This window comes from Methylomicrobium lacus LW14, from assembly GCF_000527095.1.
Classification (GTDB): Bacteria; Pseudomonadota; Gammaproteobacteria; order Methylococcales; family Methylomonadaceae; genus Methylomicrobium; species Methylomicrobium lacus.
This window is the reverse complement of record NZ_AZUN01000001.1, coordinates 282,259-305,523: the sequence shown is the minus strand read 5'-3', so window position 1 is coordinate 305,523 and position 23,265 is coordinate 282,259. Positions and strand designations below refer to the sequence as shown.

The following is a 23,265-nucleotide window of genomic DNA, read 5'->3' as shown; positions in this document are numbered from 1 at the left end:
CGGCGTTTTGTCCGTGGTTTCGTCCGGGCGGTTATTTTCAGGCCTTATTTTTGAGTGTTTGCAGCATCTGCTTGAGTTGCTCGAAATGCTTGGACAACATCACGAAGCGGTCTTCGATCTGTTTCTTTTCCATGTCCAACCTGTTACATTTCTCGTTGAGCTGCCTGACGGCTCGCCTTAATGCTTCATTCTCCGTTTTGAGTTTCTGAAGCAGCTCCTCCGGGCTGGCAGCCTGTTTCTTCAGCTCGAAAGTATCCTCCTGCTCCAATTGCGGCAGCGTCTCGGCCGTCGCTTCGACCTGCTCCTGGATTTCCTCGGTTTGCTCGGCCTCCGCGATGGACGCCATGCCGCCCTTCAGAATGACCGCCTTATAGCGGTTCTTCAGCAGAAAAAATGCACCCGCCTCGCTGGATCGCCCGTCTCGGCAAATGACAACCACCGGCTTGTCCCGGTTCAAGTTTTTGAATTGCATCCGCAGCGAGAAGAACGGCACATTGATCGCGCCGTCAAGATGGTGTTTGTCGAATTCATCCGGCGAACGAATATCCAGCACCGCCGCGCCCCCCTGCAGCAGCGCAGGCAACTCTTCGTAACTGACGAAGGCCAGCGAAGGCGCCTTGATCAGGCTGATGAACTGCTTTTTGCTCAGTCGCAATAACGACATGTCGGTCAGCGCGGTGACCGAAACCGTACGCGGCGCATCGGTAATCAACGCATCCTCGCCGAAAATCTCGCCTTTTTCGAGCACAGCCAGGCGGATATCCTTTGAATTGGGCGTGGGCTTCCGCGTTACGGCGCATTGGCCGCTGTTCAAGAAATAAAAATAATCGCCAACAGCGCCTTGTTCGATGATCACTTCGCCCTGCTCCACAACCACCTCTTCCAGCGCGATCAATACCTTCTGCAAATTGGCCGGCGGCAAGCGCTGAATGATCGGTAATTTCAATAGCCCCGTCATCCAGTCGCCTGATTCTTCATCAATATCTTCTTCAACCACCATCATGTTTTTTTCTTCCTTATATTCCAGTTGCGGCGGGTTATTGACCCGGTCCGCATCAAGCCGGACAAATCGCACCACGCCTTTCGCAACCGCATCGATCTTTCTCGGCAATTGGTGCGCCAAGGCAAATTTGGACGACTCATGCGCAGAGGAGATCACATCGATCACCAGACCGTCCGCCTGTAGCGCGACCTCGCCATCGATCAGGTAGAACAAGTGATTATCCGTATCCCCTCTTTTAAACAACGCTCTATCCTTAACCTCTTCTATCACCACCTCGTTGCACAAGTCATTGAACAAAGGCCCCGGCAAGGTTGCCAAAGGAACCAGCTTGCGAATGCGCAAGGTATCTTCTGAATTCACATCTATCGCCATCGGTCCATTAATGCAATTAACACTATTAAAGCATAGTTCGAACACATCGGCCTGTTCTAAAACCTGCCGGAATATTGAATAACTTCACGCTATAGCAAAAAAACAAAGCCTTTGTAGCGATACCCCCATGATCATGGGGCCTTGTTTTAAACATTTTTGATCCTATATTATCTACTGCCTCGTTTAACTCGCTTGGGAATCTCTATGAGAAAAAATATTGGAAAACACTTTGCGATACCGGTTCTTTTATCTCTTGGCTTCGGATTGACTCCCCCCGCAAGCGCGGCGCTGCCGGCTTTCCTGGGCGGCCAGAGCATGCCGTCGCTGGCCCCGATGCTCGAAAAAAGCATGCCGGCGGTGGTGAATATTTCGACGACCACCAAAATCGAAGTCGAGCAAAATCCTTTGCTGCAAGACCCCTTTTTCCGGCACTTTTTTAATCTGCCCAATCAATCGCCGCGCCAGCAGCAGAAAAGCAGCCTCGGTTCCGGCGTAATCATCGACAGCGACAAGGGCTATGTGCTGACCAATAACCATGTGATCGACAAGGCGGACAAGATCATGGTGACCTTGAGCGACGGCCGCCAACTCGACGCGCATCTGGTCGGCGCCGACCCGGAAGCCGATGTCGCGGTGATCCAGATTCCGGATGATAACCTGACCGAACTGCCGATGGCCGATTCGAGCCAGTTGAAAGTCGGCGATTTCGTCGTCGCGATCGGCAACCCGTTCGGTCTCGGCCAAACAGTCACCTCAGGCATCATCAGCGCGCTCGGACGTTCAGGACTCGGCATCGAAGGCTATGAGGACTTCATTCAGACCGACGCCTCGATCAACCCTGGCAATTCGGGCGGCGCCCTGGTCAATCTGAACGGCGAGTTTATCGGCATGAATACTGCGATTCTCGCACCGAGCGGCGGCAACGTCGGGATCGGCTTTGCGATTCCCTCCAACATGATCGCGAGCATCAAGGACTCCCTGGTCAAGCACGGCGAAGTTCGGCGCGGACTGCTCGGCGTCACGACACAGGATTTGACGCCCGACCTGGTCAATGCCTTCAACCTGACCAACCGCCAGGGAGCGGTGATCAGCCGGATCGAAAGCAATTCGCCTGCCGCCAAGGCCGGCCTCGAACCCGGCGATGTGATCGTCGCGGCCAACGGCAAGCCGATCAAGAACAGCCATGAGATACGCAATATCGTCGGGCTCCTGCAAATCGGCGAGCAAGTGAATATCGAGTTCTATCGCGGCAATGAAAAAAAACAAGTCACCGCGACAATCGGCAAGCCTGAACGCCTGCACCTGAACGGCGAAAAACTGCATCCGACCCTAAAAGGCACGGTATTGGGCTCCACCTCGAAAGATCAGGTCGAAGGCATCCTGATCGAAAAGATCAATACCGCCTCCTATGCCTGGCGTGTGGGCCTCAGGCCCGGCGACGTGATCGTGACGGCCAACCGCTTCCGCGTTCACAGCATGGAGGAATTGAAACAGGCCGCCGATCCGAGCGCGCCGCTGATGATCAATATTCAGCGCGGACAGGAAGGTTTCTTCGTCGTCTTGCGATAATCTGCAATGCTGGTAACATGTGCGGGCTACTAAACCGCACATGAACCCTTGATGACGAAATCTTTCCTGCCCTTAAACATTGCCGTGTTGGTCGTCTCGGACACGCGCACCGAGGCCGACGACACTTCCGGCAAGACTCTGGTCGAACGCGCGGCAGATGCAGGCCACCATGTCGTCGAAAAAAGGATCGTGCCCGATAATGTCTATCGGATTCGGGCCGTCGTCTCGGACTGGATCGCCAACGATGAAGTGAATGTCGTGATCACGACCGGGGGCACCGGCGTGACCGGCCGCGACGGCACCCCCGAAGCGGTCAAGCCTTTGCTCGACAAAGTCCTTGACGGCTTCGGAGAAACTTTCCGGATGCTGTCCTACCAGGACATCAAGACCTCGACGATCCAGTCGCGGGCGATCGCCGGCGTCGCGAACGGCACCTATCTGTTCTGCCTGCCCGGCTCCTCCGGCGCCTGCCGCACCGCCTGGGACGGCTTGATCAAGGACCAACTCGATGCCCGCACCAAACCCTGCAACCTGGTCCAGCTGATGCCGAGACTGAAGGAAATCTGAGATGCAATCGATTTTTCTGTTTTTCGGCGCGATCTGCGCCTTCATTGGAGTCGGCATGGGCGCGTTCGGCGCGCATGGCCTGAAAAATGTGCTCAGCCCGGAAATGCTGACGGTCTATCACACCGGCGCCAGTTATCAGATGTGGCATGCGCTCGGACTGATCGGCATCGCCCTGGTGCGCCGCGACGATCCCACGTCCAGACTACTGAACTGGGCCGGCTGGCTGATGCTGATCGGGATTGTACTGTTCTCGGGCAGTTTGTATCTGCTCGCGATCATGGATTTGAAACAGCTCGGCATGATCACGCCGTTTGGCGGCGTCTGTTTTTTGCTCGCCTGGTTATTGCTGGCCGTTTATGCCGGAAGAAAACCGCAAGCCAGCCGCTATTCATCCCGAGACAGATAGAAGAATTTAGCGCCACAAAGCGTTCAAAAAAAAGGGTACGCGTCACGTACCCTTTTTTGACAATTCCTGATGAAGTAACCTCTGTGTACTCTTGCAGTTGGACTTGCCGCAACCGCACTAGAATTATTCGCTTGCCTTTTGCAGCATCCCGTACAACTCATCCTTCAACTGCAAGCGCCGCAGCTTCAGGCTTTCGAGAAACTCGTCCGAATGCGCCTCAATTTCGAGTTCGGTGCGGCGGATTTCGTCGTCGAGATCGTTATATTCCTGATGCAGCCTTGCAAAATGGGAATCAGTGGTTTTCAACACATGGATCTGATAACGGTATTCGGGAAATTCAAGCGCCAAATGGTGTTTTTCGCCTAACATATCGGTCTCCTTATCAAAGTAATTGAGTTGATTATTGAGGGTTGTTTTTACTTAACGGATATTTCTGACCACAATACCCGATTTTCCGCAGCTTTTCAGGCTTTTTTTCTGTACATCCTCTGCGCAGGATATTGCCTTAGCACCGCTGCTATCATAGCAGACGTAGATTTCTTCCAGGTAACGTTGCTTGCCCGTGCACGAAATCGCGACCGCATCGGCGGCAAGCCCTGGATTGGCAGCCACCACAAACTGGGTCAGCTGTTTCGTATCGGTGCGCAGCGGCTTTGCCAGGTTTTGCAGAGCGGGCGGCGTCTTGATGCGTTGTTTGAGTGTCTCGGAAAGCTGCAAGTACTCGCCGGGCGCGAGTCCAGAACAGGTGCCGTGTTTTTCCCATTCATGATAGATCAGGCCTTTGCTCGGATAAAGATCGGCGTATTTCCGCACCAGCTGGCCGGGCAGCGGCCGGCTGTCGCAAAACTCCGGATAACTGCGTTGATATTGCGGCCACAGGCCGTGCAGCACCAAGCCATAACCCAGACTGCATTGTTTTTCCTTCGGATGCGTATCGCAAAACTCCGGCGACCAGGACAGGCTCATCACATAATAATCGAAGGATTTCCGCGGCTCGGCCCCTGCGGGGGACGCAAAAACAGCGGCGAGCAGTAAACAAACCAGGTAGTTTTTGAATCTCATCGATCTTTCCTCCAGCCTAATCCCAACGGTCGTCCCGCACCTGCACCCTCTCGGCTTCGATGCGCACCGGAAAACTGTGAATATCTTCATAAGCCGGCGCGGATAAGACGGCGCCTGTCTTTACGCAAAACCTCGCGCCGTGGCGCGGACAAATGATTTGATCGCCGTCCAGTTCGCCGCTGGCGATTTCCGCGCCGTCGTGGGTGCAGACATCTTCGATCGCATAATAACAACCCTCGATTCTAAACACTGCCACATCGGTTCCGTCGACTTCCACGACCACATTCTCGCCGTCAGTCAAGGCAGTCTGCCCGCAAACATCCACCCAATCCGTCATCAATCCCCCTGTATTTTTTAACCTTTCAAATAGACATCATAACGCAGCAGTTTGCCCTGAAAACTTTCAGTCGGCTTGCCGCCCAAAGGCTCCGCATAATCGGGACTCTTGACGACCACGCGTTTGCCGGCGGCGTTGAATGCCGCGTCAAACAGCTGCTGCTTGTCCGCATCATCGCCCAAAAGATCGCGCAGCACCCTCATCGATTTCTTCGCGAGCGCCGATTTTTTGCGTTTGGGCGGAAACATCGGGTCGATGTAGATACAATCGGGCTTGCTCTCGAGATTCGCTAACAGCTCTATCGCATTACCTCGAATCAAAGTGGGCGGCACCAGATCCAGCCTTTGCATCCAGTCCAGTTCATGCAAGCGCCTGAAGCCGTCGGCAAGCAACTCGGCCATCACCGGCGACCGCTCCAGACAGGTCAGTTCGTAGCCCATCCTAAAAATATGCAGCGCATCCTGTCCCCACCCCGTCGTCGCGTCGATCACCGTTTTTGTCTTGCGGCCCAGCGCCTGCGCCAGCGGTCCCTGTTTCGGCGCGGGCCAGGAACGCTGCTCGCCGGCGCGCGGTTCGATTTCGACCATCAGGCCGCCGGCTTTCATCAATTCATTGTCCAGAAGCGTCAGGCAACCGTCGCGCCAGCTCAAGAAAAACGCTTCGTGCGGGCTGAAATCCGCGGCGCCCGCGTTCCGTAATGGAACAGCCAAACGTTCGGCCAACTGCTGAAAAAGCCCTAACTCGCCCTGCCCTTCATAGAGCACGGCGAGTTTGCCGGCATAAGCGGAATCGGGTTCAATCATCGGCGCATCGTAGCGAAATCACCGCGGCGGACGCTCGCTGAAAAGCGCGTCACTCCGTAGAAACCGGCGTATGCTGATTCTGCAGCGCCGCATCGAGCGTATGCCAGGCCAGCGTCGCGCACTTCACGCGCGCCGGATATTCCCTGACGCCGGCCAATACCGCCAGCTTGCCGAGCGCTTCGAGTTGCAGATTGTCGTCCTTGCCGGTCGTCATTTCGTGGAATTTTTTGAACAGTTCCTCGGCTTGCTGTGCGGTCATGCCCTTGATGATCTCGGTCATCAGCGACACCGACGCGGTCGAGATGGCACAGCCCGAACCCTGGAAACTGGCGTCCTTGATCACATCGCCGTCCATTTTCAAATACAGGGTCAGACGGTCTCCGCACAAGGGATTGAAGCCGTCCACCTGGCGATCCGCGTCTTCGATGACCCGGAAATTGCGCGGGTTGCGGTTGTGATCAAAAATGACCTCCTGGTAGAGATCGCGTAACTCATCAAACATCAGCCAAATACCTTAATTAACGATTCTATCCCTTGCATCAACACATCGATTTCTGCGCGGGTGTTATACATTGCGAACGATGCACGCGCGGTCGCCGGCACCCCGTAAAAATCCATCACCGGCATCGCACAGTGATGCCCTGCCCGAATTGCGATCCCTAAGCTGTCGAGCATCGTGCCTATGTCATGCGGATGGATGTTATCGAGCACGAACGACAGGATCGCGCCTTTGTGTTCCGCTTCGCCGATAATGCGAAGGCCCTTGATCTTCCTGGCCTGTTCTGTCGCATAATCGAGCAATTCGGCCTCATAGGCCGCGATGCTATCCATCCCGATCGCGTTCAAATAATCGATCGCCGCGCCGAGTCCGACCACGTCCGCAATGCTCGGCGTGCCGGCTTCAAACTTGTAGGGCAGCTTATTATATTCCGATTTCTCGAAAGTCACCTTGCGGATCATGTCGCCGCCGCCCTGATAAGGCGGCATCGCTTCGAGCAATGCCTGTTTGCCGTACAGCACACCGATGCCGGAAGGCCCGTACAATTTGTGGCCGGAAAATACATAAAAGTCGCAGTCGAGCGCCCGCACGTCGACTTTCATGTGCGGAATCGCTTGCGCGCCGTCGAGCAGCACCGGGATGTTCCGGGCATGGGCGGCGGCGATGATCCGCCCGACCGGATTGATCGTGCCCAACGCATTCGACATATGCGCGACCGCCACCAGCCGGGTCTTGTCGCTTAATAACGCTTCAAATTCGTCATAGATCAATTCGCCTTTCAGGTTGATCGGCGCGACTTTCAATACCGCGCCAGTTTGCTCGCACAAGAGCTGCCAGGGCACGATGTTCGAATGATGCTCCATCGCGGTGATCAGGATTTCATCGCCGGCCCGGATGTTGGCCCGACCGTAACTTTGCGCAACCAGATTGACGGCCTCGGTCGCGCCGCGAACGAAAATGATTTCCTTCTCGCTGGCCGCATTGATGAAATCCTTGACCTTGGTTCTTGCACCCTCGAACTTGTCGGTCGCACGCACGCTCAAAGTATGGACGCCGCGGTGGATATTCGCATAATCATGCCGGTACAAATCGCTGATCGCGTCGATCACCGCATTCGGCTTCTGGCAGCTGGCGGCATTGTCCAGATAGACCAGGTCTTTGCCGCGGATTTTTTCGGCCAGAATCGGAAAATCGGCTCTGATTTTTTCTATGGGGAAAGTTGTCATCGTAGTGTTTGGCCTAATATCGGCGTGTTGCTTTATCATGATTGACATATTATATTTAACCTTTGCTGCAAATCCGGTTCAACGGCACCCATGTCCACAGTGAATCCCACCAAACATCTGACCAATCTCGATGAATGGCGCCGGCTCGGCGAAGCGAACATTTTTCCGCCTGACAGCCGCCTCGAACTGATCGATGGAGAAATTCTCGAAATGGCGCCGATTGGCTTTAACCATGCGGGCCATGTGATGCGGCTCATTAATTTTTTTGCGCCATTGCTTGCGGGTAAAGCTGTCGTCAATGCGCAAAATCCACTCCAACTTGGCGATCTGTCCGAACCGGAGCCGGATTTCATGCTGTTGAAGCCGAATCCGGATTTTTACTCTTCGCGCCATCCGGTTGCGAACGATGTGCTACTGCTAATCGAGGTCGCCGACAGTTCACTGGCCTTCGATCAAAAACAAAAACTGCGTTTGTACGCTTTGCATGGCATCCCGGAATACTGGCTGCTGAATCTGAACGACAACTGCCTCGAAGTCTATCGCCATCCGCACGGCGAGTCATATGAACAGAAGACCACGCTACGCGCCGGCGACTCGATTAGCCTGTCGCAGTTGCCCGACATCGCAATAAAACTCTCGGACATTCTATAGACCACATCGTTGGGTTGCCGCTTAGCAGGCAACCCGACCGACAAACTACAACCACGCCTTTTCGACGCCTTGCTGCGGAAACCGTTGCAACAGTTCTCCCAGCACCAGGTCGTGCAGCTCCCTGATCTTGATCTTATCGACCATTTCGTTCGCAAACGCAAAGGTCAGCATGTTGCGCGCAGTTTCTTCATCGACACAGCGGGATTGCAGGTAGAAAACCGACTTTTCGTCCAGTTGGCCGACCGTCACGCCATGCCCGCACTTCACGTCATCGGCATAAATCTCCAGTTGCGGCTTGGTGTCCGCTTCCGCATCGGTCGATAACAACAGATTGCGGTTGTTCATTTCCGAGTCGGTTTTTTGCGCATCTTCCGCCACGATCACCCGCCCCTGGAACACGCCGCGCGCCCGGTCATCCAGTACGCCTTTATACAATTCGCGACTGGTTGCGTAAGGCTTCTGGTGAACGATACGCGTATGATTGTCGATATGCTGACGCTTGCTGCCAATATACAATCCGTTCAGGATACATTCCGAGGCGTGGTCCAGATCGGCATGAATGTCGCTACGCGCCAGGAGTCCGCCGAACGCAAAGTTGTGATGCGCAAAGCGGGCATCACGATCCTGTAAGACATACGCGCCGCCGAAATGGTAGGCCTTTTCCGACTCGACCTGCAATTTATACAGCGTCAGATCGGCATTCGCGCCCACAAACACTTCCGTCACCGCCGCCGACAGATAGGCGCAATCCGCGCCGATAAACGTCTCGACAATTTCGGCCTGCGCCATCGTCTCGGTAATGATAAGATTGCGCGTGGTCGCCAAGGCATCGGCCTCGGTCACGACATGCAGCAGTTGCAACGGCTTCGCTAGCAGGTGTTTGGCCGGAACATGCACGAACACACCATCAGAAAACCAGGCCGTATTGAACGCGACAAAACCGTGTTCGCTGTCCTTAACCGCCTTTCCCAAATAGTTTTCGATCAACTCGGGCTGTTTGGCCAGCGCCTCCGCGAAGCCGAGTACCGACACCGCCTCGGGCAGGCCGTCAAGCTTCGATAGCTCGGCCGAAAAACGGCCGTTCAGCAACACCACAGACCAGGCATCGTGCAGGCGGCAAGTATCGAGCCATTGCTTGTCGATTTGGCCGGAGGCCGGCACCAAGGCGGGCTTAAACAGTTTCTTCTCGATCGCGGAGACGTTCGTGTAACGCCATTCCTCCTCGCGCGGAGACGGAAAGCCGCCGGCGGCGAACAGTGCGAGCGCCTCGCTGCGCCGTTTCATCAGCCACGGCAAATCCCGGCCCGGCAATTGCGGCGCGATCGCATCATATTCCGCCGAATACCGGCTTTGAGTCAGCGCACTCATCATGCCGCCTCGAGCCAGCCGTAGCCTTTTTCTTCCAGTTCCAGCGCCAGTTCGGGGCCGCCGGACTTCACGATCCGGCCGTGCGCCAATACATGCACCACATCCGGCTTGATGTAGTCGAGCAGGCGCTGATAATGGGTCACCATTACGAACGCACGCTCCGGCGAACGCAAGGAGTTGACGCCGTCGGCAACGATCTTCAGCGCGTCGATGTCGAGGCCCGAATCGGTTTCATCGAGAATGCACAATCTCGGCTCCATGATCGCCATCTGCAAAATCTCGTTGCGCTTCTTCTCGCCGCCGGAAAAACCTTCGTTGACCGCGCGGTACAAAAACTTTTCGTCCATTTCCAGCAGCTTGACCTTGTTTTTGACCAGGGTCAAAAAATCCATCGCATCGACTTCCGACTGGCCGTGGTGCTTCCGAATCGCATTCAGCGCGGCCTTCAGCAGATAAATGTTGCTGACGCCCGGAATTTCGACCGGATATTGAAACGCCAGAAACACGCCTTCGCGCGCGCGGATTTCAGGCGCCATCTCGATCAGGTCCATGCCTTGATAGGTCACCGAACCCTCGGTCACGGTATAGCCGGCCTTGCCTGACAGAATGTGCGCCAAGGTGCTTTTGCCGGAACCGTTCGGCCCCATGATCGCGTGGATTTCTCCCGCCTTGATCTCTAAATTGATGCCTTTCAGAATCGGCTTGTCGCCCACACTGACGTGGAGATTTTCTATGCTGAGCATTTCGTTTACCTGTGTTATTTAATGGGTTTGATACCCAGATCTTTACAAATTTTAAAAGCTATCTTCGTTATCATTCCTGCTTGCCGTCACCGCTTCCAGCAAGGCCAAGCCGTTGGCCTTAATCGTGTTGCATATGCCGTGTAAAGGCAAATGACTCAAACTATTCGTCGAGAACGGGTACTGCAATTCGAAGCCGATTCTGTCCAGCGAAAGCAAGGGATAGGCGACCAACAAAAAAATGAAAACACTGTTCAGGCCGGCTTTTTCGATCAATGAAAAAGGCAACAGCAGTAAAAAAATCAAAATAAAGCGGCGCACCTTGATCGCGTAAACCAGAGGCATCGGTGTTTTCAAGATTCTTTCGCATCCGCCGAGGCAATCGATCAGATACGTTCTTTGCCGCTCCAATTCCTTAAAAACCGTCTCATTGATGTCGTGACGACGATAGGCTTGATCAAATAATCTGGCAATTTTTCCGGCTGCGAAGCTCGGCATATGTTGAGCGGCTTGCAGTTCCTGAATTTGCTGGGTGCTCAACAAGTCTTTCAGCTCATCAAAATTTTGACTCTGGCGCAGGGATTCCTTGCAGGCAAACGCAAAGGCGATCGCCCAGTAAGTGATTTCGCGCCGCCAAACGGCACCGTCCGGACCGTAATTCAACGCGGCCAGCAAAATGTTTCGGCTGGCATTCACGATGCCGCCCCACAACTTTCGCGCTTCCCACCAGCGGTCATAACCGGCGTTGGTTCGAAATACCAATACCACGCCGAGCACGGCGCCGATATATTCAAACGGCGTGACGTTCAAATGCGGCAACGGTGTCCAATATCGATCGATCAAAGCCAGAATCAGCGGATAGCAGGAAGCCAATAAAAGTCCCGGCAGCAATCTTGGCGTGACCGACCCGCGCCACATCAGGGCGCCGTGCAAGAATCTGCCGGCTTCTTCCTGATTGGCGGTTACATAAGCGTCTGCTTTCTTCATGTCATTGCCGAAATCACAGCTCGGCTGGGTTGAGGAACGAAACCCAGCATTTTCGGATAATTGCTGGGTTTATCAACCCAGCCTACAGTGCTTCCATCAAGCCTCATCCAAAGCCGCATAGTATTTTTTTGCGTCTTCAATGGCCATCGCTTCGCTTTCATCTTCGTTCATCAACAATGTATTGTCTTTTCAATTCCATACTCTAACTCCGATAAATCGGTAATAGGCTAGGCTGCCGTAATTTTTAAGCATACAGTAAACGTCCTTTGGGTTCAGGAATAGGCCGACCTAACTCAACCGCAGTCTCTATCCATTCCGCAATCACTTGTTCGGCATTTCTGACCGCTTCCTGATAACTGTTTCCATCCGCCATACAACCGGCTAATTCGGGGACTTCCGCGATATATGCCTGATCTTCTTCGCTCCAATAAATGATCATTTCATATTTAGTCATCGTCTAACTCTAAATGATAGCGAACAATAATTTGACGGATTTGCTTCACTTGCTATAAGCCTTTGCCATCGCACCGATCGGCTGGATATTCAAAATCTCGACAATTCCTTCTTTACTGAAAATGTGATGGTCGCCGCGAATACGCTCTTGAAACCCCAAACGGTTCAGCAATTGCCTCAACTCGGAAAATAAAATATTGGCATCGGAACGTCCATGAATGACTTTCTGTAAGATTTTGTGGTACTTACCCACTAGCCGACAGAACCTTCCAGACTCAAACCCAACAACGCCTGCGCCTCGACCGCAAACTCCATCGGCAATTCCTTGAACACTTCCTTACAGAAGCCGTTCACGATCATCGACACCGCATCTTCGACTGATAGTCCGCGTTGCTGGCAGAAGAACAGCTGGTCTTCGCTGATCTTCGAGGTCGTCGCTTCATGCTCGACCTGTGCCGACGGCTGTTTGACCTCGATATAAGGGAACGTATGCGCGCCGCAGCGATCGCCGACCAAGAGAGAATCGCATTGCGTGTAATTGCGCGCATTCTCGGCGCTTTTCAGCACCTTGACCAGACCACGGTAGGTATTTTGCGCCTTGCCGGCCGAGATGCCTTTCGACACGATCGTGCTGCGCGTGTTCTTGCCGATGTGAATCATCTTGGTGCCAGTGTCGGCCTGCTGATAATTGTTGGTCAGCGCGACCGAATAAAACTCGCCGATCGAATTGTCGCCGGTCAGCACGCAGCTCGGGTATTTCCAGGTGATCGCCGAACCGGTTTCGACCTGCGTCCACGACACCTTCGAGTTGTCGCCGCGGCAATCGGCCCGCTTGGTCACGAAGTTGTAGATGCCGCCCTTGCCTTCCTTGTCGCCCGGGTACCAGTTTTGCACGGTCGAATATTTGATCGTCGCATCTTTCAGCGCGATCAACTCGACCACCGCCGCATGCAGCTGGTTTTCATCGCGCATCGGCGCGGTGCAGCCTTCGAGGTAAGACACATGGCTGCCCTCGTCCGCAATGATCAAGGTCCGTTCGAACTGCCCGGTATTGGCCGCATTGATGCGGAAATAGGTCGACAACTCCATCGGACAGCGCACGCCTTTCGGGATATACACGAACGAACCGTCGGTAAATACCGCAGAGTTCAACGCCGCGAAAAAATTGTCGCCAGGCGGCACGACCGAACCGAGATATTGTTTGATCAATTCGGGATGTTCGCGCAACGCTTCAGAAATCGGGCAAAAAATCACGCCGGCATCTTTCAATTTGCCTTTAAAAGTTGTCGCGACCGAAACGCTGTCGAATACCGCATCGACCGCGATGCCGGCCAGACGCTCCTGTTCGTCGAGCGGAATGCCGAGTTTTTTGTACGCTTCCAACACTTCCGGGTCGATGTCGTCCAGGCTTTTCGGGCCATCTTCCTTGCGTTTCGGCGCCGAATAATAGCTGATCGACTGGTAATCGATCGGCGGGAATTTGACGAAGGCCCATTCGGGCGTTTTCATCGTCCGCCAATGGCGAAACGCCTTCAGGCGGTATTCCAGCATGAATTCGGGTTCATTCTTGACCTTGGACAACCGGTGAATCACGCCCTCATCGAGACCCGGCGCGAAGGTTTCGGTTTCCAAGACCGTCACGAAGCCTTGCTTGTATTCCTGACTGATCAGGTTCTGGATTTCTTGAGCGCTTGCTGACATAAAAACTCTCTACATTGAATAAGGAAAATGCCTAAGCCATTTTCCGCGAAACTAAGCAAATTTTTCCTTGGCGTATAAACTCGCCACCGGAATCAAAATTTCTGCCGGCGCCATCGCCGGCTGGATCATGTCCGCCAAAGTCACCGACTCCAGCGCATTTTGTATCGCCTGATTGATCAAGCCCCAATTGCCGCGGATGCCGCAGCCTGATGCCTGCTCACAGCCCTCGTGCGAAATGCTGCACTCGGTCAGCGCGATCGGGCCTTCCAGCGCGCTGATGACTCTGGCGACGGTAATCTTGTCCGGCGAACTGGCCAGCGCGTAGCCGCCTTTCGCGCCGCGCGTCGAAATCAGCACATGCTCATGAACCAGCAGTTTAAGAATTTTACTGACTGTGGGCAAGGCAATTCCCGTCACAGACGCGATTTCTATCGCCGCATGCACATCGCTGGCATCTTTCGCCATGAAACTCAAAATCACCGTGGCATAATCGGTCAGTTTACTTACCCGTAACATATCCACCCCCGTTAATTAGGACTATTTTAGTCTTATTTAATTCCACAGTAAATAACTAGGTTTTATTTTTTTGATCACTTGTAGAACGACTGGCACGATCGATGCTTTCAAACTGAACGCAAGAATCCATAATCTGCTATCATGTCGGCCCCTAAAACTTAACTCTTACCAAGGCATCCATGTCCGAATTCAGCAATGTCACCGTCGTCAAAAAAGCCAATGTCTATTTCGGCGGCAATGTTTCAAGCCGCACGATCCGTTTCGCGGACGGCACGCTCAAAACGCTCGGCTTCATGCTGCCTGGCGAATATACGTTCAATACCGCCGATCCGGAACTGATGGAAATCCTCGACGGCGATCTCGACGTATGGCTGCCGGGCGCGCAACACTGGCAAACCGTCAAAGGCAGCGAATCGTTCAATGTGCCGGGCAATGCGCAATTCACGGTCAAGATCAAGGCGCCGACCGATTATATCTGCTCGTTTTTGAAATAAGACCGGATCGTTATGCAGGCCGACGCAATGAATTTCTGGCAAAGCAAAAAGCTGGACGAAATGAGTACCGTAGAGTGGGAGTCGTTATGCGACAACTGCGGCAAGTGCTGCCTGAACAAGCTCGAGGACGAGAAGACCGGGGAGATTCATTTCACCAGCGCGGCCTGCAACCTGATCGATCTAAAAACCTGCCGCTGCACGCGCTATGCGGAACGCACCCGACTGGTGCCGCGCTGCCTTGACGTGCGGCAACTCGCTGCCGACGCCTTCCACTGGCTGCCATCGACCTGCGCCTACCGACTGCTGTCAGAAGGGGAAGACCTGCCTTCCTGGCATCCGTTGATCTCGGGACGCCGCGACGGCGCGCAGCGGGCGGGCGTTTCGATAGCCAGTTATGCGATCAAGGAAAACCAGGTCAGACGGCTTGAGGATCACATCATCAAATGGTTGGATTGAAAGGGTTGATAAAAAGATAAATCAACCCGACTGCTGTATTGAAAAGACTGGAACGGAATACGTTTCCGTTCCAGCCTTGGTATCTGAGGACTTTACCCGCCCACGAAGAATTTCCGCCTGAAATAAAGCGCCACTTTGACCAGTCCGATCAACACCGGCACTTCGACCAAGGGCCCGATGACCGCGGCAAACGCCTGTCCCGACTGCAGGCCGAAAACCGCCACCGCGACCGCAATCGCCAATTCAAAGTTGTTGCTGGCGGCGGTGAATGACAGTGTCGCGCTGATGCGATAGCCGACGCCGGTCCTGGCCGACATATAAAAGGTGACCAGGAACATGATCAGAAAATAGATCACCAGCGGCACCGCGATGCGCAAGACATCCATCGGCAACTGCACGATGTATTCGCCTTTCAGCGAGAACATGACCAGAATCGTGAACAGCAGCGCAACTAATGTGATCGGGCTGATCTTGGGGATGAACTTTTCTTCATACCACTCCCTCCCTTTGCGCCGCACCAGAAAAAACCGGGTCAGCATGCCGCCGAAAAACGGAATGCCCAGATAGATCAGCACGCTTTCGGCGACCTGCCCCATCGTGATCGGCACGGCCAGGCCGGAGGCAACGCCGAGCCAGTCCGGAAGGATCGTCACGAAAACATACGCATAAACCGAAAAAAACAGCATCTGGAAGATCGAATTGAAAGCGACCAGACCGGCGCAGTATTCGGTGTCGCCTTCGGCCAGTTCGTTCCAGACCAGCACCATCGCAATGCAGCGCGCCAGGCCGATGATGATCAGGCCGACCATGTATTCCGGATAGTCGCGCAGAAAAACGATCGCCAAGGCAAACATCAGCACCGGACCGATGATCCAGTTCTGGACCAGGGAAAGCACCAGCACCTTGGTGTTTTTGAAAACCTGGGGCAATTCCTCGTAGCGCACCTTCGCCAGCGGCGGATACATCATCAGGATCAGGCCGATCGCGATCGGAATCGACGTGGTCCCGACCTGGAATTGGTTCAGCCATGCGGTGAAACCGGGTGAAAAATAGCCGATCGCGACGCCCGCGATCATCGCGGCGAAAATCCACAAGGTCAGGAACCTGTCGATGAATCCCAGACGCTTGGGCTGACCGGAGTCTTTTCGAAGATTTTGACGACTTACGGTATTCGCTAATAAGTCCGATTTTGACATGCTGATGCCCCCTAAATTTTATTAGCCATCGATTTTGCCGATCGCATTCAATTCCGCCACCAATTCCTCGCCGGTCATCTCTTCCAGCGGCAACGCCAGCATTTGGTTGATGCGCCGCTCGATGGCCTTATAAGTGGCTTCAAACGCCGCCTTGACCTCATCGTCCGTGCCCTTCACATGGCCTGGATCGGACAAGCCCCAATGCGCCCTCAGAACCGGCCGCAAATAGACCGGGCAGGTTTCGCCGGCGGCGTTGTCGCAGACGGTGATCGCGACATCGATCGGCTGATCTGCAAATGCATCCCAAGATTTACTGCTCATGCCTTCGATGGAAATGCCGTGCCACTGCAGCAGCGCGACCGCGCCCGCGTTAAGACGCCCCAAAGGTTGGCTGCCGGCCGAAAAAGCGGTGATGCGCCCCTTGCCCAGATGGTTGAACAAGGCTTCGCTGATGATGCTGCGGCAGGAATTGCCGGTGCAAATGACAAGTACGTTTAACATGGTGTAATCCGGTTTTGATGAAAGGTCTGCGTTGTTTGCTTTAGCGATCCCGATCAGCCACCGCAACAGGAAGACGCCTTGTTCTCGGCTGGACGGCAGGCAAACGGATTTTCGCCATCGGACGGCGCTTTTTGATCGTTGAAGGTCGGAATTTCGGACAGCGAATGAAAGGACTCCCAGGCAATGCCTTGAGGATCGGTGATCCAGTATTTATCCGAACGCATATAACAACAGGCCGCTTGCTCCTGGGTTTCGATAGGCCCTTGCGTGGCATCGAGACACTGCTTGATCTCCTGCAGTTCGTCGCCGTCCTCCGCCTGAATGCCGAGATGATCGAGCCCGAGCTTGGCGCTGCGGTTCGAAATCGCAAAATTCACGCGCGGATCATCCAGCATCCATTTAGCATAATCGTGATGCCGAACCGTCGGCTCACAACCGAACAGGGTACTGTAAAAGCCGATGTTCCGGTCGAGATCGTCAACGGCCAGGTGAATATGGAATCTTTTCATTTTTATACCTATAAAGTGATATACGAATAAGCGAATATATAAAGGAAAATAACACTCGTCCGTGGGAACAACGCCTACGTCGCGATTAACGCCTCAACAACAGACCGAGATTTCCGGCCGGCAGTCCATCTTATTCAATCGATCCAGATCCTTTTGAAACTGCTCGCCCTCTAAAGCCGCCGCCAAGGCTTTTTCCAATAATGGAAACGCCCAGCCCGGCAGCTTCGGATTGATCTGGTAATACACCCACTGCCCTTCCCGGCTGTCCAGCAGCAGCCCGTTTTGACGCAAATACGCCAGATGCCGGGATATTTTTGGCTGCGACAAAGCCAAGGCCGCGGTCAATTCGCAAACGCAAAGCTTGCCTTCTTTCTGCAAGATCGTCACGCAACGCAAACGCGTTTCATCCGACAGGCATTTAAAAAATTGTACCGGGGTCATAGGCTATGGGTAATGTATATGCGCATAAGCATATATAAAAAGACGGATTGAGACAACCGTTTTTCTCATGCAATCCGCAATTTTTCGAGAGAGGCAAATACGGCTTGGCTGCTAATGTCGGGTGTAATCACCAATTCGAGCACGGTGACATCGGCAAGCGCCAAAGCGTGTTCTTCCGTCTCGATTGTGCTTCCATCCGGACTGAAATTCCATTGCTGACGCACGATCTCTTGAAATGTTTGGCCGTGATCTATAGACCAGCGCAGGACATACTCTTGCGTCCTTACGACTGCGGATTCCAAAAAACCGAGCTGAATTTTATGAATATTGTGCGGTTGTTTAAAAAGCAGCCGAATCGTCTGCGTTCCCGGTTTACCGGCCCGCCAGCCATGCCCCCTGTTGGGTAACAAAGCCGCCTCTATCGGATAGTCGCTATCTTCGGAGCTTATTTCTACGTCTGCAAGCGCCTCCAAATCCAACCAACTTGAAGTCGAGCTTTTGTTGCCGGGCAAAATATCATCAATCATTCGTTTTTTCATCTCAGCAGAGTACCACGAATAATTTGATTAATACTAAATCATTTTCTTAGGTTGTTGTAATAGCTTAGTGACTTCAATCATGATTTTTTCTTCCCTGTCCAACCACGCGCCGGATTGTTTTTTCATATGAGTGGATTACCCCGGAATTAACTTTAAATTTTGAGACGGAAAGTTGAATTTAGCCACACCGGACAGGGTCGTATTTATGCCCGTAAAGAGGCATCAATAAGCACTATTAGGAGAAGATCGATGATTTCAGAAATAGACTTGCTGAGAGACGACATCCCGAGGCTAGAGAGGAAATTTGGGCCGGGCGACCCCTTTGTTCAGGTTTTGAAAGCGCATTTAGCGGCTTTGCAAAATAAACAGCAGCAATTGCCGTCAAGGAAAAAATCTCATTTGGGTTTTGTAAACTTTAAAAAGTCTCAAATCCAGAAAAGCAGTGAAACTCCAAACAATCGGATGTAATGTTGGAATTGCTCGTATGCCTGGAGGCACCCCGTGTGCAGCCCTTTGAGCAGCCTATAACTATGCTTCACGCTTCTTGGGTAGCAAAACCCAGAGCACAGCTGCGATTAAAAATAGCGCAGGGACGTCACCGATAAGGTTTGCTCGTTCGTTTTCGTCCGCAATAGCGTGCACCAGCATGATTCCGCCATGCACGATACTTGAGCAGATGGTGAACCAAATCAGACTCAGGTGTTCCATGGGGTTTCTTGCGGCAAGAATCAGGAACACACCCAACGTGGCATATATCCCCATAATCATCTGTTCATATTCCGGCTGACGAGGCTCCCATCCCCAACCTTCCGGCCATATCCACATCATCAGGGGATAAACCCCGACTATGAAAATGGTCCCGAAAATCCGAAGAGACAGACTGAGGTATTTGAGTTTTTGATCTTGTGTCATTTTTACCTCCTCATGGTTGTATTCGGTTTTTGATGTGTAACGCCAAAGCACAGATGTCGGGCATAAAAAGCATGCCCCATCTACCCGGCTCTATACTGGCTTCAATTTTATTCCACGCTGAAACAGCGTAAAGTCAACGAATGAAGCCATCAGATGCTGAACAAGATTATAAAGAATAATCGGCAACATGACTTGCGGGTGATCGGCTAAGGCGACTGAAACCAGCACCAATCCCGTGCCGTTGTTATTCATACCTAGCCCGAACATCAGCGAAGCCATGTCTTGGCGTTTTGTGCGGAAGATTTGTGCCAGTAAATAGCCGGTAGCAAATGTAGCTGCGCAAAGCGCAACGACAATCACCAGCAGAATAGCGAGAAAGTCAATATCAGGCTGGGACAACGCCTTAGGCAGGCTGAGTGATGCGTTGGAATAATTGAGCAATAGCAAGATGCCGTAGTTGACCAGTTTTATATGGGATTTCACGTTTGTAAGAAGATGTTCACCGATCAGACGATGCGCAAGAATGCCAAGTAACGACGGCAGGATGACCCAAATCCCCAGAAACGAAATCACCCCATCGGAGGCGATTTCGTGCAAATCTTCAGAGTAATCTCCCTTCGTCACCAAGCCGACAGCATGGAGAACCAACGGCGTGAGTAGCGGACTCAGCAATGTGGAAAGCAATACCAAGCCGAGACTTAAGGCAAGATTTCCATTGGCGTTCTGCGACCATGCTGTGGATGCTCCGGCAATCGGCATGGAAGCAACCAAGGCGAGACCAACTAGAATATGCTGGACCTCTTCTGAATTATGCCAGAATCGCATGATGAAACTCAGGCCAATGATGAAGGCTAACGGCGTCACCAAATTACCTGACAAACCGCTGAACAGCACCAACGGCTTGCGTGCCAATTGACTGAGTTCCTGAGTCTTGACTCCCAGACCGGCATTGAAAAGCAATAACGCGAGCATTAGCGGTGGCAAGGCAAAATCAATTTTATTTTGCAATAAGACGATGCCGCCCAAATCAACTTCACGAATCCAGATGCCGAATCCCGGCAGCACGGCAGCGATAAAATAGGACGCAATAATTATCCATATGAAATAGTGATGGATGATGTGCGTGATGGTTTCAAGTGAGTTCTTCGTCGATTTCATGCTTTATGCCCCGTTACGACAGTCATTTCTCGGCTCATCGCTTAAAAGCTATGATGAGGATGCCGAATCCCACCATAAAAATCCCGGTCCACTCTCGGACAGATGGGCGCTCGTCAAGAAATAAAAATGCGAATAATGCCACCAGCACCAGGCTAAATTTATCTACCGGAGCCACTTTAGAAGCGTCGCCGATTTTCAGCGCCCGGAAGTAACAGACCCAGGAAGCACCTGTAGCCAACCCTGAAAGGATTAAAAACCACCATGTCTTTGACGAGAGATCAAAGGGATTATTCCATTTTCCGGCGAAAAAAACGAATCCGACCAGTACGGGCAAAATAATTGCGGTTCGAATCAACGTTGCAAGATCGGAGTCCACGCCTTGAATTCCAACCTTCGCAAAAATGGCCGTGAGTGCCGCGAACACGGCAGATAAAAATGCCCAGAAAAACCAATTAGAGACTACTGCCATTTTGCAACGCAGAAGGCATTATCATTTGGTCGGGTCACGCGACTCATTGACCGCATCAATGAGTCGCGTCAACTGGTTATTGGTGCGCCTGGATTCGGCAATCAGATCATCGAGGCGGCTCTTGACGCCAAACACTGCGAACGGCAGCAATGTCCATAAAGCGATTATCGCCAGGCCGAACAAAAAACCCATAATACCGAACGTGTCAATTAGGTCTTGCATAATGCATCCGATGTTATAACCGCTAATTATTTGATTATAGCCTCATAGGGTGGTGTATGTACGGAATCACAACATTTTCCGCTTCGATTTATTGGAGTTCCTAACGTCACCCCAACCTACGATTCTATTGAAGCCCCAATCCTCTTTTTTAAGTCGTATGCAAGTATTCTCGCCGATTTCCACATCTTCTCGGATATTTTGGAAAACATTTCTGCGTCTATCTGATCAAGGTGTAAGGCTGTGGGCGCGGCAGCAAAGGAATAAAAGTTTTCGCTCTCGGATATTACATTACAATTGGGGGCTTGTAGTCGTAATCTGAGTGCGCAACAACTTTGTTGCGCAGATCGAGTATTTGGACATGGCAACACAATTCTGTGCTATTGAATATTTTCTTAGGGCGGAGTGAAATGCTTTCTGAGCTTTCCTTGTTATTGCCCGTGGAGTTGCTTGAAATTGGGCGACCCTATGCGACCACGGCTGCTGATAAGAGAGCATATCTTGTGTGCCCCGATTTCTCATTCAAAGCGGCCTCCAAGTATTCGGTAGCCTCCCAGAAATCCTCGGAAGAGATCATTGCTCGAATAAACTGTTTCTTTTGCTTTTCGATCATTCTTCCCACCAATCATCAGGAACTTAAAAGAGACCTAATGTGGAGATAAGTGGCTGCGCGCTTTAGTGCAGTTCATAGTTCATTAGGATGGGCCAACGAAGGAAGCCCATAATTCGCGATTATAGGATATAGCAATGGCATCCCAAAAAACTATTCTTCGGCGAGCCATCCTTCCAGCGTATCAATAATACTCTGTGCCTGCTCCCGGCTGGAAATATTGAATTTGGATTTCTGCCGGTATTCGCCGTTTTGCTTCTGATAGCGGCGGATCGAATATTTGTCCGGACCGTATTCTTCCTTCGCGCGGTTCCATTCCTGGTAGCGGTACATCACCGTCGCCCAGGCGCCTTTGCTGAGGACTTTTTTGTCGAGTTCCTTAACGGTCTCTACGCCGCCGTCTTCATAGGCGATGGTTAACTCTTCTACGTTTTCTGCCATGTTACACCTGAAAAATATCAATCGTAGGGCACGCTGTGCGGACCCAATTCAGATTATTCCGTTGAATAAATCCACATAAAGGTACGCCAAGCGTACCCTACTTTGCAATAAACTGCCCAAACGCGCGGCTGCCATCGCCGGTTTTGATCGTATCGACGACCCGCAAACTCTTTGCATCGATCACCGAAACGGTGCCGTCAAACCAGTTTGCCACATAAACATGACGATCATCTTGATGGGTACTGATCCCTTCCGGTTTGCCGCCCACGTCCAGCACCGCATATTCCTTCAATTCCGCCGTGTCGATCACCGAGACCGAATCGCTGTCCTGATTGGTCACCAAAAGCCGGCTGTCGTTCAGCGCAAAAGCGGCCGCATAGGGGCGGCTTTGCACCTTGACCGTTGCCGTAACCTTCATCGAAGCGGCATCGATCACGCTCACATCGTCACTCTCGACATTCGCGGTATAAATGCGTCGGCCCTCGCTATCGACGGCCAAACCGAAAGGATGCGCGCCGACCTTGACGGTCGCCGCCACCGTCAAATGCTCAAGATCGATCTTCGAGACCGAATCGCTGAGCCGGTTGGCGACATACAGCCAGCGGTTGTCGGGGCTGACCGCGAGACCGGACGGCGACTGGCCGACCGTGATCGTGTTGATCGCTTGCAGGCTGTCCGCGTCGAGCACGGTGACGATATTCTGATACCAATCAGCGACAAACAAACGTTTGCCGGTCAGGTCGACCGCAACACCCAGCGCGCCGCTGCTGACTTTGGCTTCTTTGACAATCTTGCGCGTTTCCGCATCGATCGCCGCAATGCTGCCGCTTTCCGGCGCGCTGACATAAATCCGCCGGCCGTCGGGCGAAACCGCAACGCCGGCGGGCTTGCCTTTCACGGCAACAGTGTCCGCCACTTTGCCCGACTTCGTATCGACAATCGAGACAGTTTCCGCCAACTGATTGCTGATATAGGCAAAAGGCGCCGACATTGCCGGCAAAGGCAAAGCGGAAGCCGCGAAAACGGCTGCCGCGAGACTTTCAAAACGCATCAAACGCAT

At 52.8% G+C, this 23,265-nt stretch carries 32 protein-coding genes; 7 read left to right on the top strand and 25 right to left on the bottom strand.

The window, feature by feature from the left end:
- Nucleotides 1-37 precede the first annotated feature (37 nt).
- Nucleotides 38-1,363, bottom strand: coding sequence for a cyclic nucleotide-binding domain-containing protein (locus METLA_RS0101385; RefSeq protein WP_245598714.1), 1,326 nt, complete (start codon nt 1,361-1,363; stop codon nt 38-40).
- 216 nt (nt 1,364-1,579) lie between these two features.
- Here METLA_RS0101385 and METLA_RS0101380 point away from each other — a divergent pair, with 216 nt between their 5' ends.
- Genes METLA_RS0101380 through METLA_RS0101370 form a run of 3 tightly spaced genes read left to right on the top strand, consistent with a single transcriptional unit; the run spans nt 1,580 to nt 3,917 of the window.
- On the top strand, nt 1,580-2,944 hold the full coding sequence (locus tag METLA_RS0101380; RefSeq protein ID WP_024296840.1) for a DegQ family serine endoprotease: 1,365 nt from the start codon (nt 1,580-1,582) through the stop codon (nt 2,942-2,944).
- A gap of 51 nt (nt 2,945-2,995) precedes the next feature.
- Nucleotides 2,996-3,511 carry a molybdenum cofactor biosynthesis protein B gene (gene moaB, locus METLA_RS0101375; RefSeq protein WP_024296839.1) on the top strand — a complete coding sequence of 172 codons (516 nt, stop codon included), beginning with the start codon at nt 2,996-2,998 and terminating at the stop codon, nt 3,509-3,511.
- A 1-nt stretch (nt 3,512) separates the two neighbouring features.
- A complete protein-coding gene (locus tag METLA_RS0101370; RefSeq protein ID WP_024296838.1) occupies nt 3,513-3,917 on the top strand; it encodes a DUF423 domain-containing protein in 405 nt (134 codons plus the stop codon).
- 123 nt (nt 3,918-4,040) lie between these two features.
- Here the strand turns inward: METLA_RS0101370 and METLA_RS0101365 are convergent, their stop codons facing one another.
- Genes METLA_RS0101365 through METLA_RS0101340 form a run of 6 tightly spaced genes read right to left on the bottom strand, consistent with a single transcriptional unit; the run spans nt 4,041 to nt 7,844 of the window.
- Nucleotides 4,041-4,286, bottom strand: a complete 246-nt coding sequence (locus tag METLA_RS0101365) for an HP1242/YdcH family protein (protein WP_024296837.1) — start codon at nt 4,284-4,286, stop codon at nt 4,041-4,043.
- Between the two features lie 51 nt (nt 4,287-4,337).
- A complete protein-coding gene (locus METLA_RS0101360) occupies nt 4,338-4,979 on the bottom strand; it encodes a ribonuclease T2 family protein (RefSeq protein WP_024296836.1) in 642 nt (213 codons plus the stop codon).
- 16 nt (nt 4,980-4,995) lie between these two features.
- Entirely contained in the window at nt 4,996-5,316 is a 321-nt protein-coding gene (locus tag METLA_RS0101355) for a non-heme iron oxygenase ferredoxin subunit (RefSeq protein WP_024296835.1), read from the bottom strand.
- A 17-nt stretch (nt 5,317-5,333) separates the two neighbouring features.
- Complete coding sequence (locus METLA_RS0101350) at nt 5,334-6,119, bottom strand: class I SAM-dependent methyltransferase (RefSeq protein ID WP_024296834.1); 786 nt, start codon at nt 6,117-6,119, stop codon at nt 5,334-5,336.
- Between the two features lie 49 nt (nt 6,120-6,168).
- A complete protein-coding gene (gene sufU, locus METLA_RS0101345) occupies nt 6,169-6,621 on the bottom strand; it encodes a Fe-S cluster assembly sulfur transfer protein SufU (protein ID WP_024296833.1) in 453 nt (150 codons plus the stop codon).
- Nucleotides 6,621-7,844 (bottom strand): cysteine desulfurase, encoded by a 1,224-nt coding sequence (locus METLA_RS0101340; RefSeq protein ID WP_024296832.1) that lies wholly within the window; start codon nt 7,842-7,844, stop codon nt 6,621-6,623. The genes sufU and METLA_RS0101340 overlap by 1 nt, the downstream gene beginning before the upstream one ends.
- Before the next feature lie 90 nt (nt 7,845-7,934).
- Between METLA_RS0101340 and METLA_RS0101335 the strand changes: the two genes are divergently transcribed.
- Nucleotides 7,935-8,495, top strand: coding sequence for a Uma2 family endonuclease (locus METLA_RS0101335; protein ID WP_024296831.1), 561 nt, complete (start codon nt 7,935-7,937; stop codon nt 8,493-8,495).
- A 45-nt stretch (nt 8,496-8,540) separates the two neighbouring features.
- On the opposite strand, the gene sufD is transcribed toward METLA_RS0101335, so the two are convergent.
- The 7 genes from sufD to METLA_RS0101295 all read right to left on the bottom strand — a co-directional run bounded on the left by sufD (nt 8,541) and on the right by METLA_RS0101295 (nt 14,260).
- The gene (gene sufD, locus METLA_RS0101330; protein WP_024296830.1) at nt 8,541-9,863 is read right to left on the bottom strand and encodes a Fe-S cluster assembly protein SufD; all 1,323 of its coding nucleotides are present in this window, start codon (nt 9,861-9,863) and stop codon (nt 8,541-8,543) included.
- Nucleotides 9,863-10,606, bottom strand: a complete 744-nt coding sequence (sufC, locus tag METLA_RS0101325) for a Fe-S cluster assembly ATPase SufC (RefSeq protein WP_024296829.1) — start codon at nt 10,604-10,606, stop codon at nt 9,863-9,865. Before sufC ends, sufD begins: the two co-directional genes overlap by 1 nt.
- Nucleotides 10,607-10,657: 51 nt before the next feature.
- On the bottom strand, nt 10,658-11,590 hold the full coding sequence (locus METLA_RS0101320) for a bestrophin family protein (RefSeq protein ID WP_024296828.1): 933 nt from the start codon (nt 11,588-11,590) through the stop codon (nt 10,658-10,660).
- A gap of 244 nt (nt 11,591-11,834) precedes the next feature.
- Nucleotides 11,835-12,044: a type II toxin-antitoxin system HicB family antitoxin gene (locus tag METLA_RS0101310; RefSeq protein ID WP_024296827.1), complete on the bottom strand. Its 210-nt coding sequence runs from the start codon at nt 12,042-12,044 to the stop codon at nt 11,835-11,837.
- Between the two features lie 45 nt (nt 12,045-12,089).
- Nucleotides 12,090-12,296, bottom strand: coding sequence for a type II toxin-antitoxin system HicA family toxin (locus tag METLA_RS20440; RefSeq protein ID WP_245598713.1), 207 nt, complete (start codon nt 12,294-12,296; stop codon nt 12,090-12,092).
- Nucleotides 12,296-13,744, bottom strand: coding sequence for a Fe-S cluster assembly protein SufB (gene sufB, locus METLA_RS0101300; protein ID WP_024296826.1), 1,449 nt, complete (start codon nt 13,742-13,744; stop codon nt 12,296-12,298). The genes METLA_RS20440 and sufB overlap by 1 nt, the downstream gene beginning before the upstream one ends.
- Nucleotides 13,745-13,795: 51 nt before the next feature.
- Nucleotides 13,796-14,260, bottom strand: coding sequence for an SUF system Fe-S cluster assembly regulator (locus METLA_RS0101295; protein ID WP_024296825.1), 465 nt, complete (start codon nt 14,258-14,260; stop codon nt 13,796-13,798).
- Nucleotides 14,261-14,439: 179 nt separating this feature from the next.
- Here METLA_RS0101295 and ppnP point away from each other — a divergent pair, with 179 nt between their 5' ends.
- Together ppnP and METLA_RS0101285 are read left to right on the top strand one after the other, a co-directional pair.
- Nucleotides 14,440-14,754: a pyrimidine/purine nucleoside phosphorylase gene (ppnP, locus tag METLA_RS0101290; RefSeq protein WP_024296824.1), complete on the top strand. Its 315-nt coding sequence runs from the start codon at nt 14,440-14,442 to the stop codon at nt 14,752-14,754.
- Between the two features lie 27 nt (nt 14,755-14,781).
- Nucleotides 14,782-15,210 (top strand): YcgN family cysteine cluster protein, encoded by a 429-nt coding sequence (locus tag METLA_RS0101285; RefSeq protein WP_084480205.1) that lies wholly within the window; start codon nt 14,782-14,784, stop codon nt 15,208-15,210.
- 92 nt (nt 15,211-15,302) lie between these two features.
- Here METLA_RS0101285 and arsB read toward each other — a convergent pair whose 3' ends face one another.
- The 5 genes from arsB to METLA_RS0101260 all read right to left on the bottom strand — a co-directional run bounded on the left by arsB (nt 15,303) and on the right by METLA_RS0101260 (nt 18,384).
- Nucleotides 15,303-16,406 carry an ACR3 family arsenite efflux transporter gene (gene arsB, locus METLA_RS0101280; protein WP_024296822.1) on the bottom strand — a complete coding sequence of 368 codons (1,104 nt, stop codon included), beginning with the start codon at nt 16,404-16,406 and terminating at the stop codon, nt 15,303-15,305.
- Between the two features lie 21 nt (nt 16,407-16,427).
- Nucleotides 16,428-16,907, bottom strand: coding sequence for an arsenate reductase ArsC (locus tag METLA_RS0101275; RefSeq protein WP_024296821.1), 480 nt, complete (start codon nt 16,905-16,907; stop codon nt 16,428-16,430).
- A 53-nt stretch (nt 16,908-16,960) separates the two neighbouring features.
- Nucleotides 16,961-17,416, bottom strand: coding sequence for an ArsI/CadI family heavy metal resistance metalloenzyme (locus METLA_RS0101270; RefSeq protein ID WP_024296820.1), 456 nt, complete (start codon nt 17,414-17,416; stop codon nt 16,961-16,963).
- 93 nt (nt 17,417-17,509) lie between these two features.
- Entirely contained in the window at nt 17,510-17,857 is a 348-nt protein-coding gene (locus METLA_RS0101265) for a metalloregulator ArsR/SmtB family transcription factor (RefSeq protein ID WP_024296819.1), read from the bottom strand.
- Nucleotides 17,858-17,922: 65 nt separating this feature from the next.
- Nucleotides 17,923-18,384, bottom strand: coding sequence for a carbohydrate-binding protein (locus METLA_RS0101260; protein ID WP_245598712.1), 462 nt, complete (start codon nt 18,382-18,384; stop codon nt 17,923-17,925).
- A 261-nt stretch (nt 18,385-18,645) separates the two neighbouring features.
- Here METLA_RS0101260 and METLA_RS0101250 point away from each other — a divergent pair, with 261 nt between their 5' ends.
- Complete coding sequence (locus METLA_RS0101250; protein ID WP_024296817.1) at nt 18,646-18,864, top strand: hypothetical protein; 219 nt, start codon at nt 18,646-18,648, stop codon at nt 18,862-18,864.
- Between the two features lie 60 nt (nt 18,865-18,924).
- Here METLA_RS0101250 and METLA_RS0101245 read toward each other — a convergent pair whose 3' ends face one another.
- The 6 genes from METLA_RS0101245 to METLA_RS0101215 form a co-directional block, all read right to left on the bottom strand.
- A complete protein-coding gene (locus METLA_RS0101245) occupies nt 18,925-19,308 on the bottom strand; it encodes a DUF6632 domain-containing protein (protein WP_024296816.1) in 384 nt (127 codons plus the stop codon).
- Nucleotides 19,309-19,398: 90 nt separating this feature from the next.
- Nucleotides 19,399-20,466 carry a bile acid:sodium symporter gene (locus METLA_RS0101240; RefSeq protein WP_024296815.1) on the bottom strand — a complete coding sequence of 356 codons (1,068 nt, stop codon included), beginning with the start codon at nt 20,464-20,466 and terminating at the stop codon, nt 19,399-19,401.
- A gap of 34 nt (nt 20,467-20,500) precedes the next feature.
- On the bottom strand, nt 20,501-20,935 hold the full coding sequence (locus METLA_RS0101235) for an EamA family transporter (RefSeq protein ID WP_024296814.1): 435 nt from the start codon (nt 20,933-20,935) through the stop codon (nt 20,501-20,503).
- A 21-nt stretch (nt 20,936-20,956) separates the two neighbouring features.
- On the bottom strand, nt 20,957-21,157 hold the full coding sequence (locus tag METLA_RS22350) for a hypothetical protein (protein WP_036281338.1): 201 nt from the start codon (nt 21,155-21,157) through the stop codon (nt 20,957-20,959).
- A gap of 760 nt (nt 21,158-21,917) precedes the next feature.
- Nucleotides 21,918-22,205, bottom strand: coding sequence for a hypothetical protein (locus METLA_RS0101220; protein WP_024296812.1), 288 nt, complete (start codon nt 22,203-22,205; stop codon nt 21,918-21,920).
- A gap of 97 nt (nt 22,206-22,302) precedes the next feature.
- Nucleotides 22,303-23,265: a YVTN family beta-propeller repeat protein gene (locus tag METLA_RS0101215; RefSeq protein ID WP_024296811.1), complete on the bottom strand. Its 963-nt coding sequence runs from the start codon at nt 23,263-23,265 to the stop codon at nt 22,303-22,305.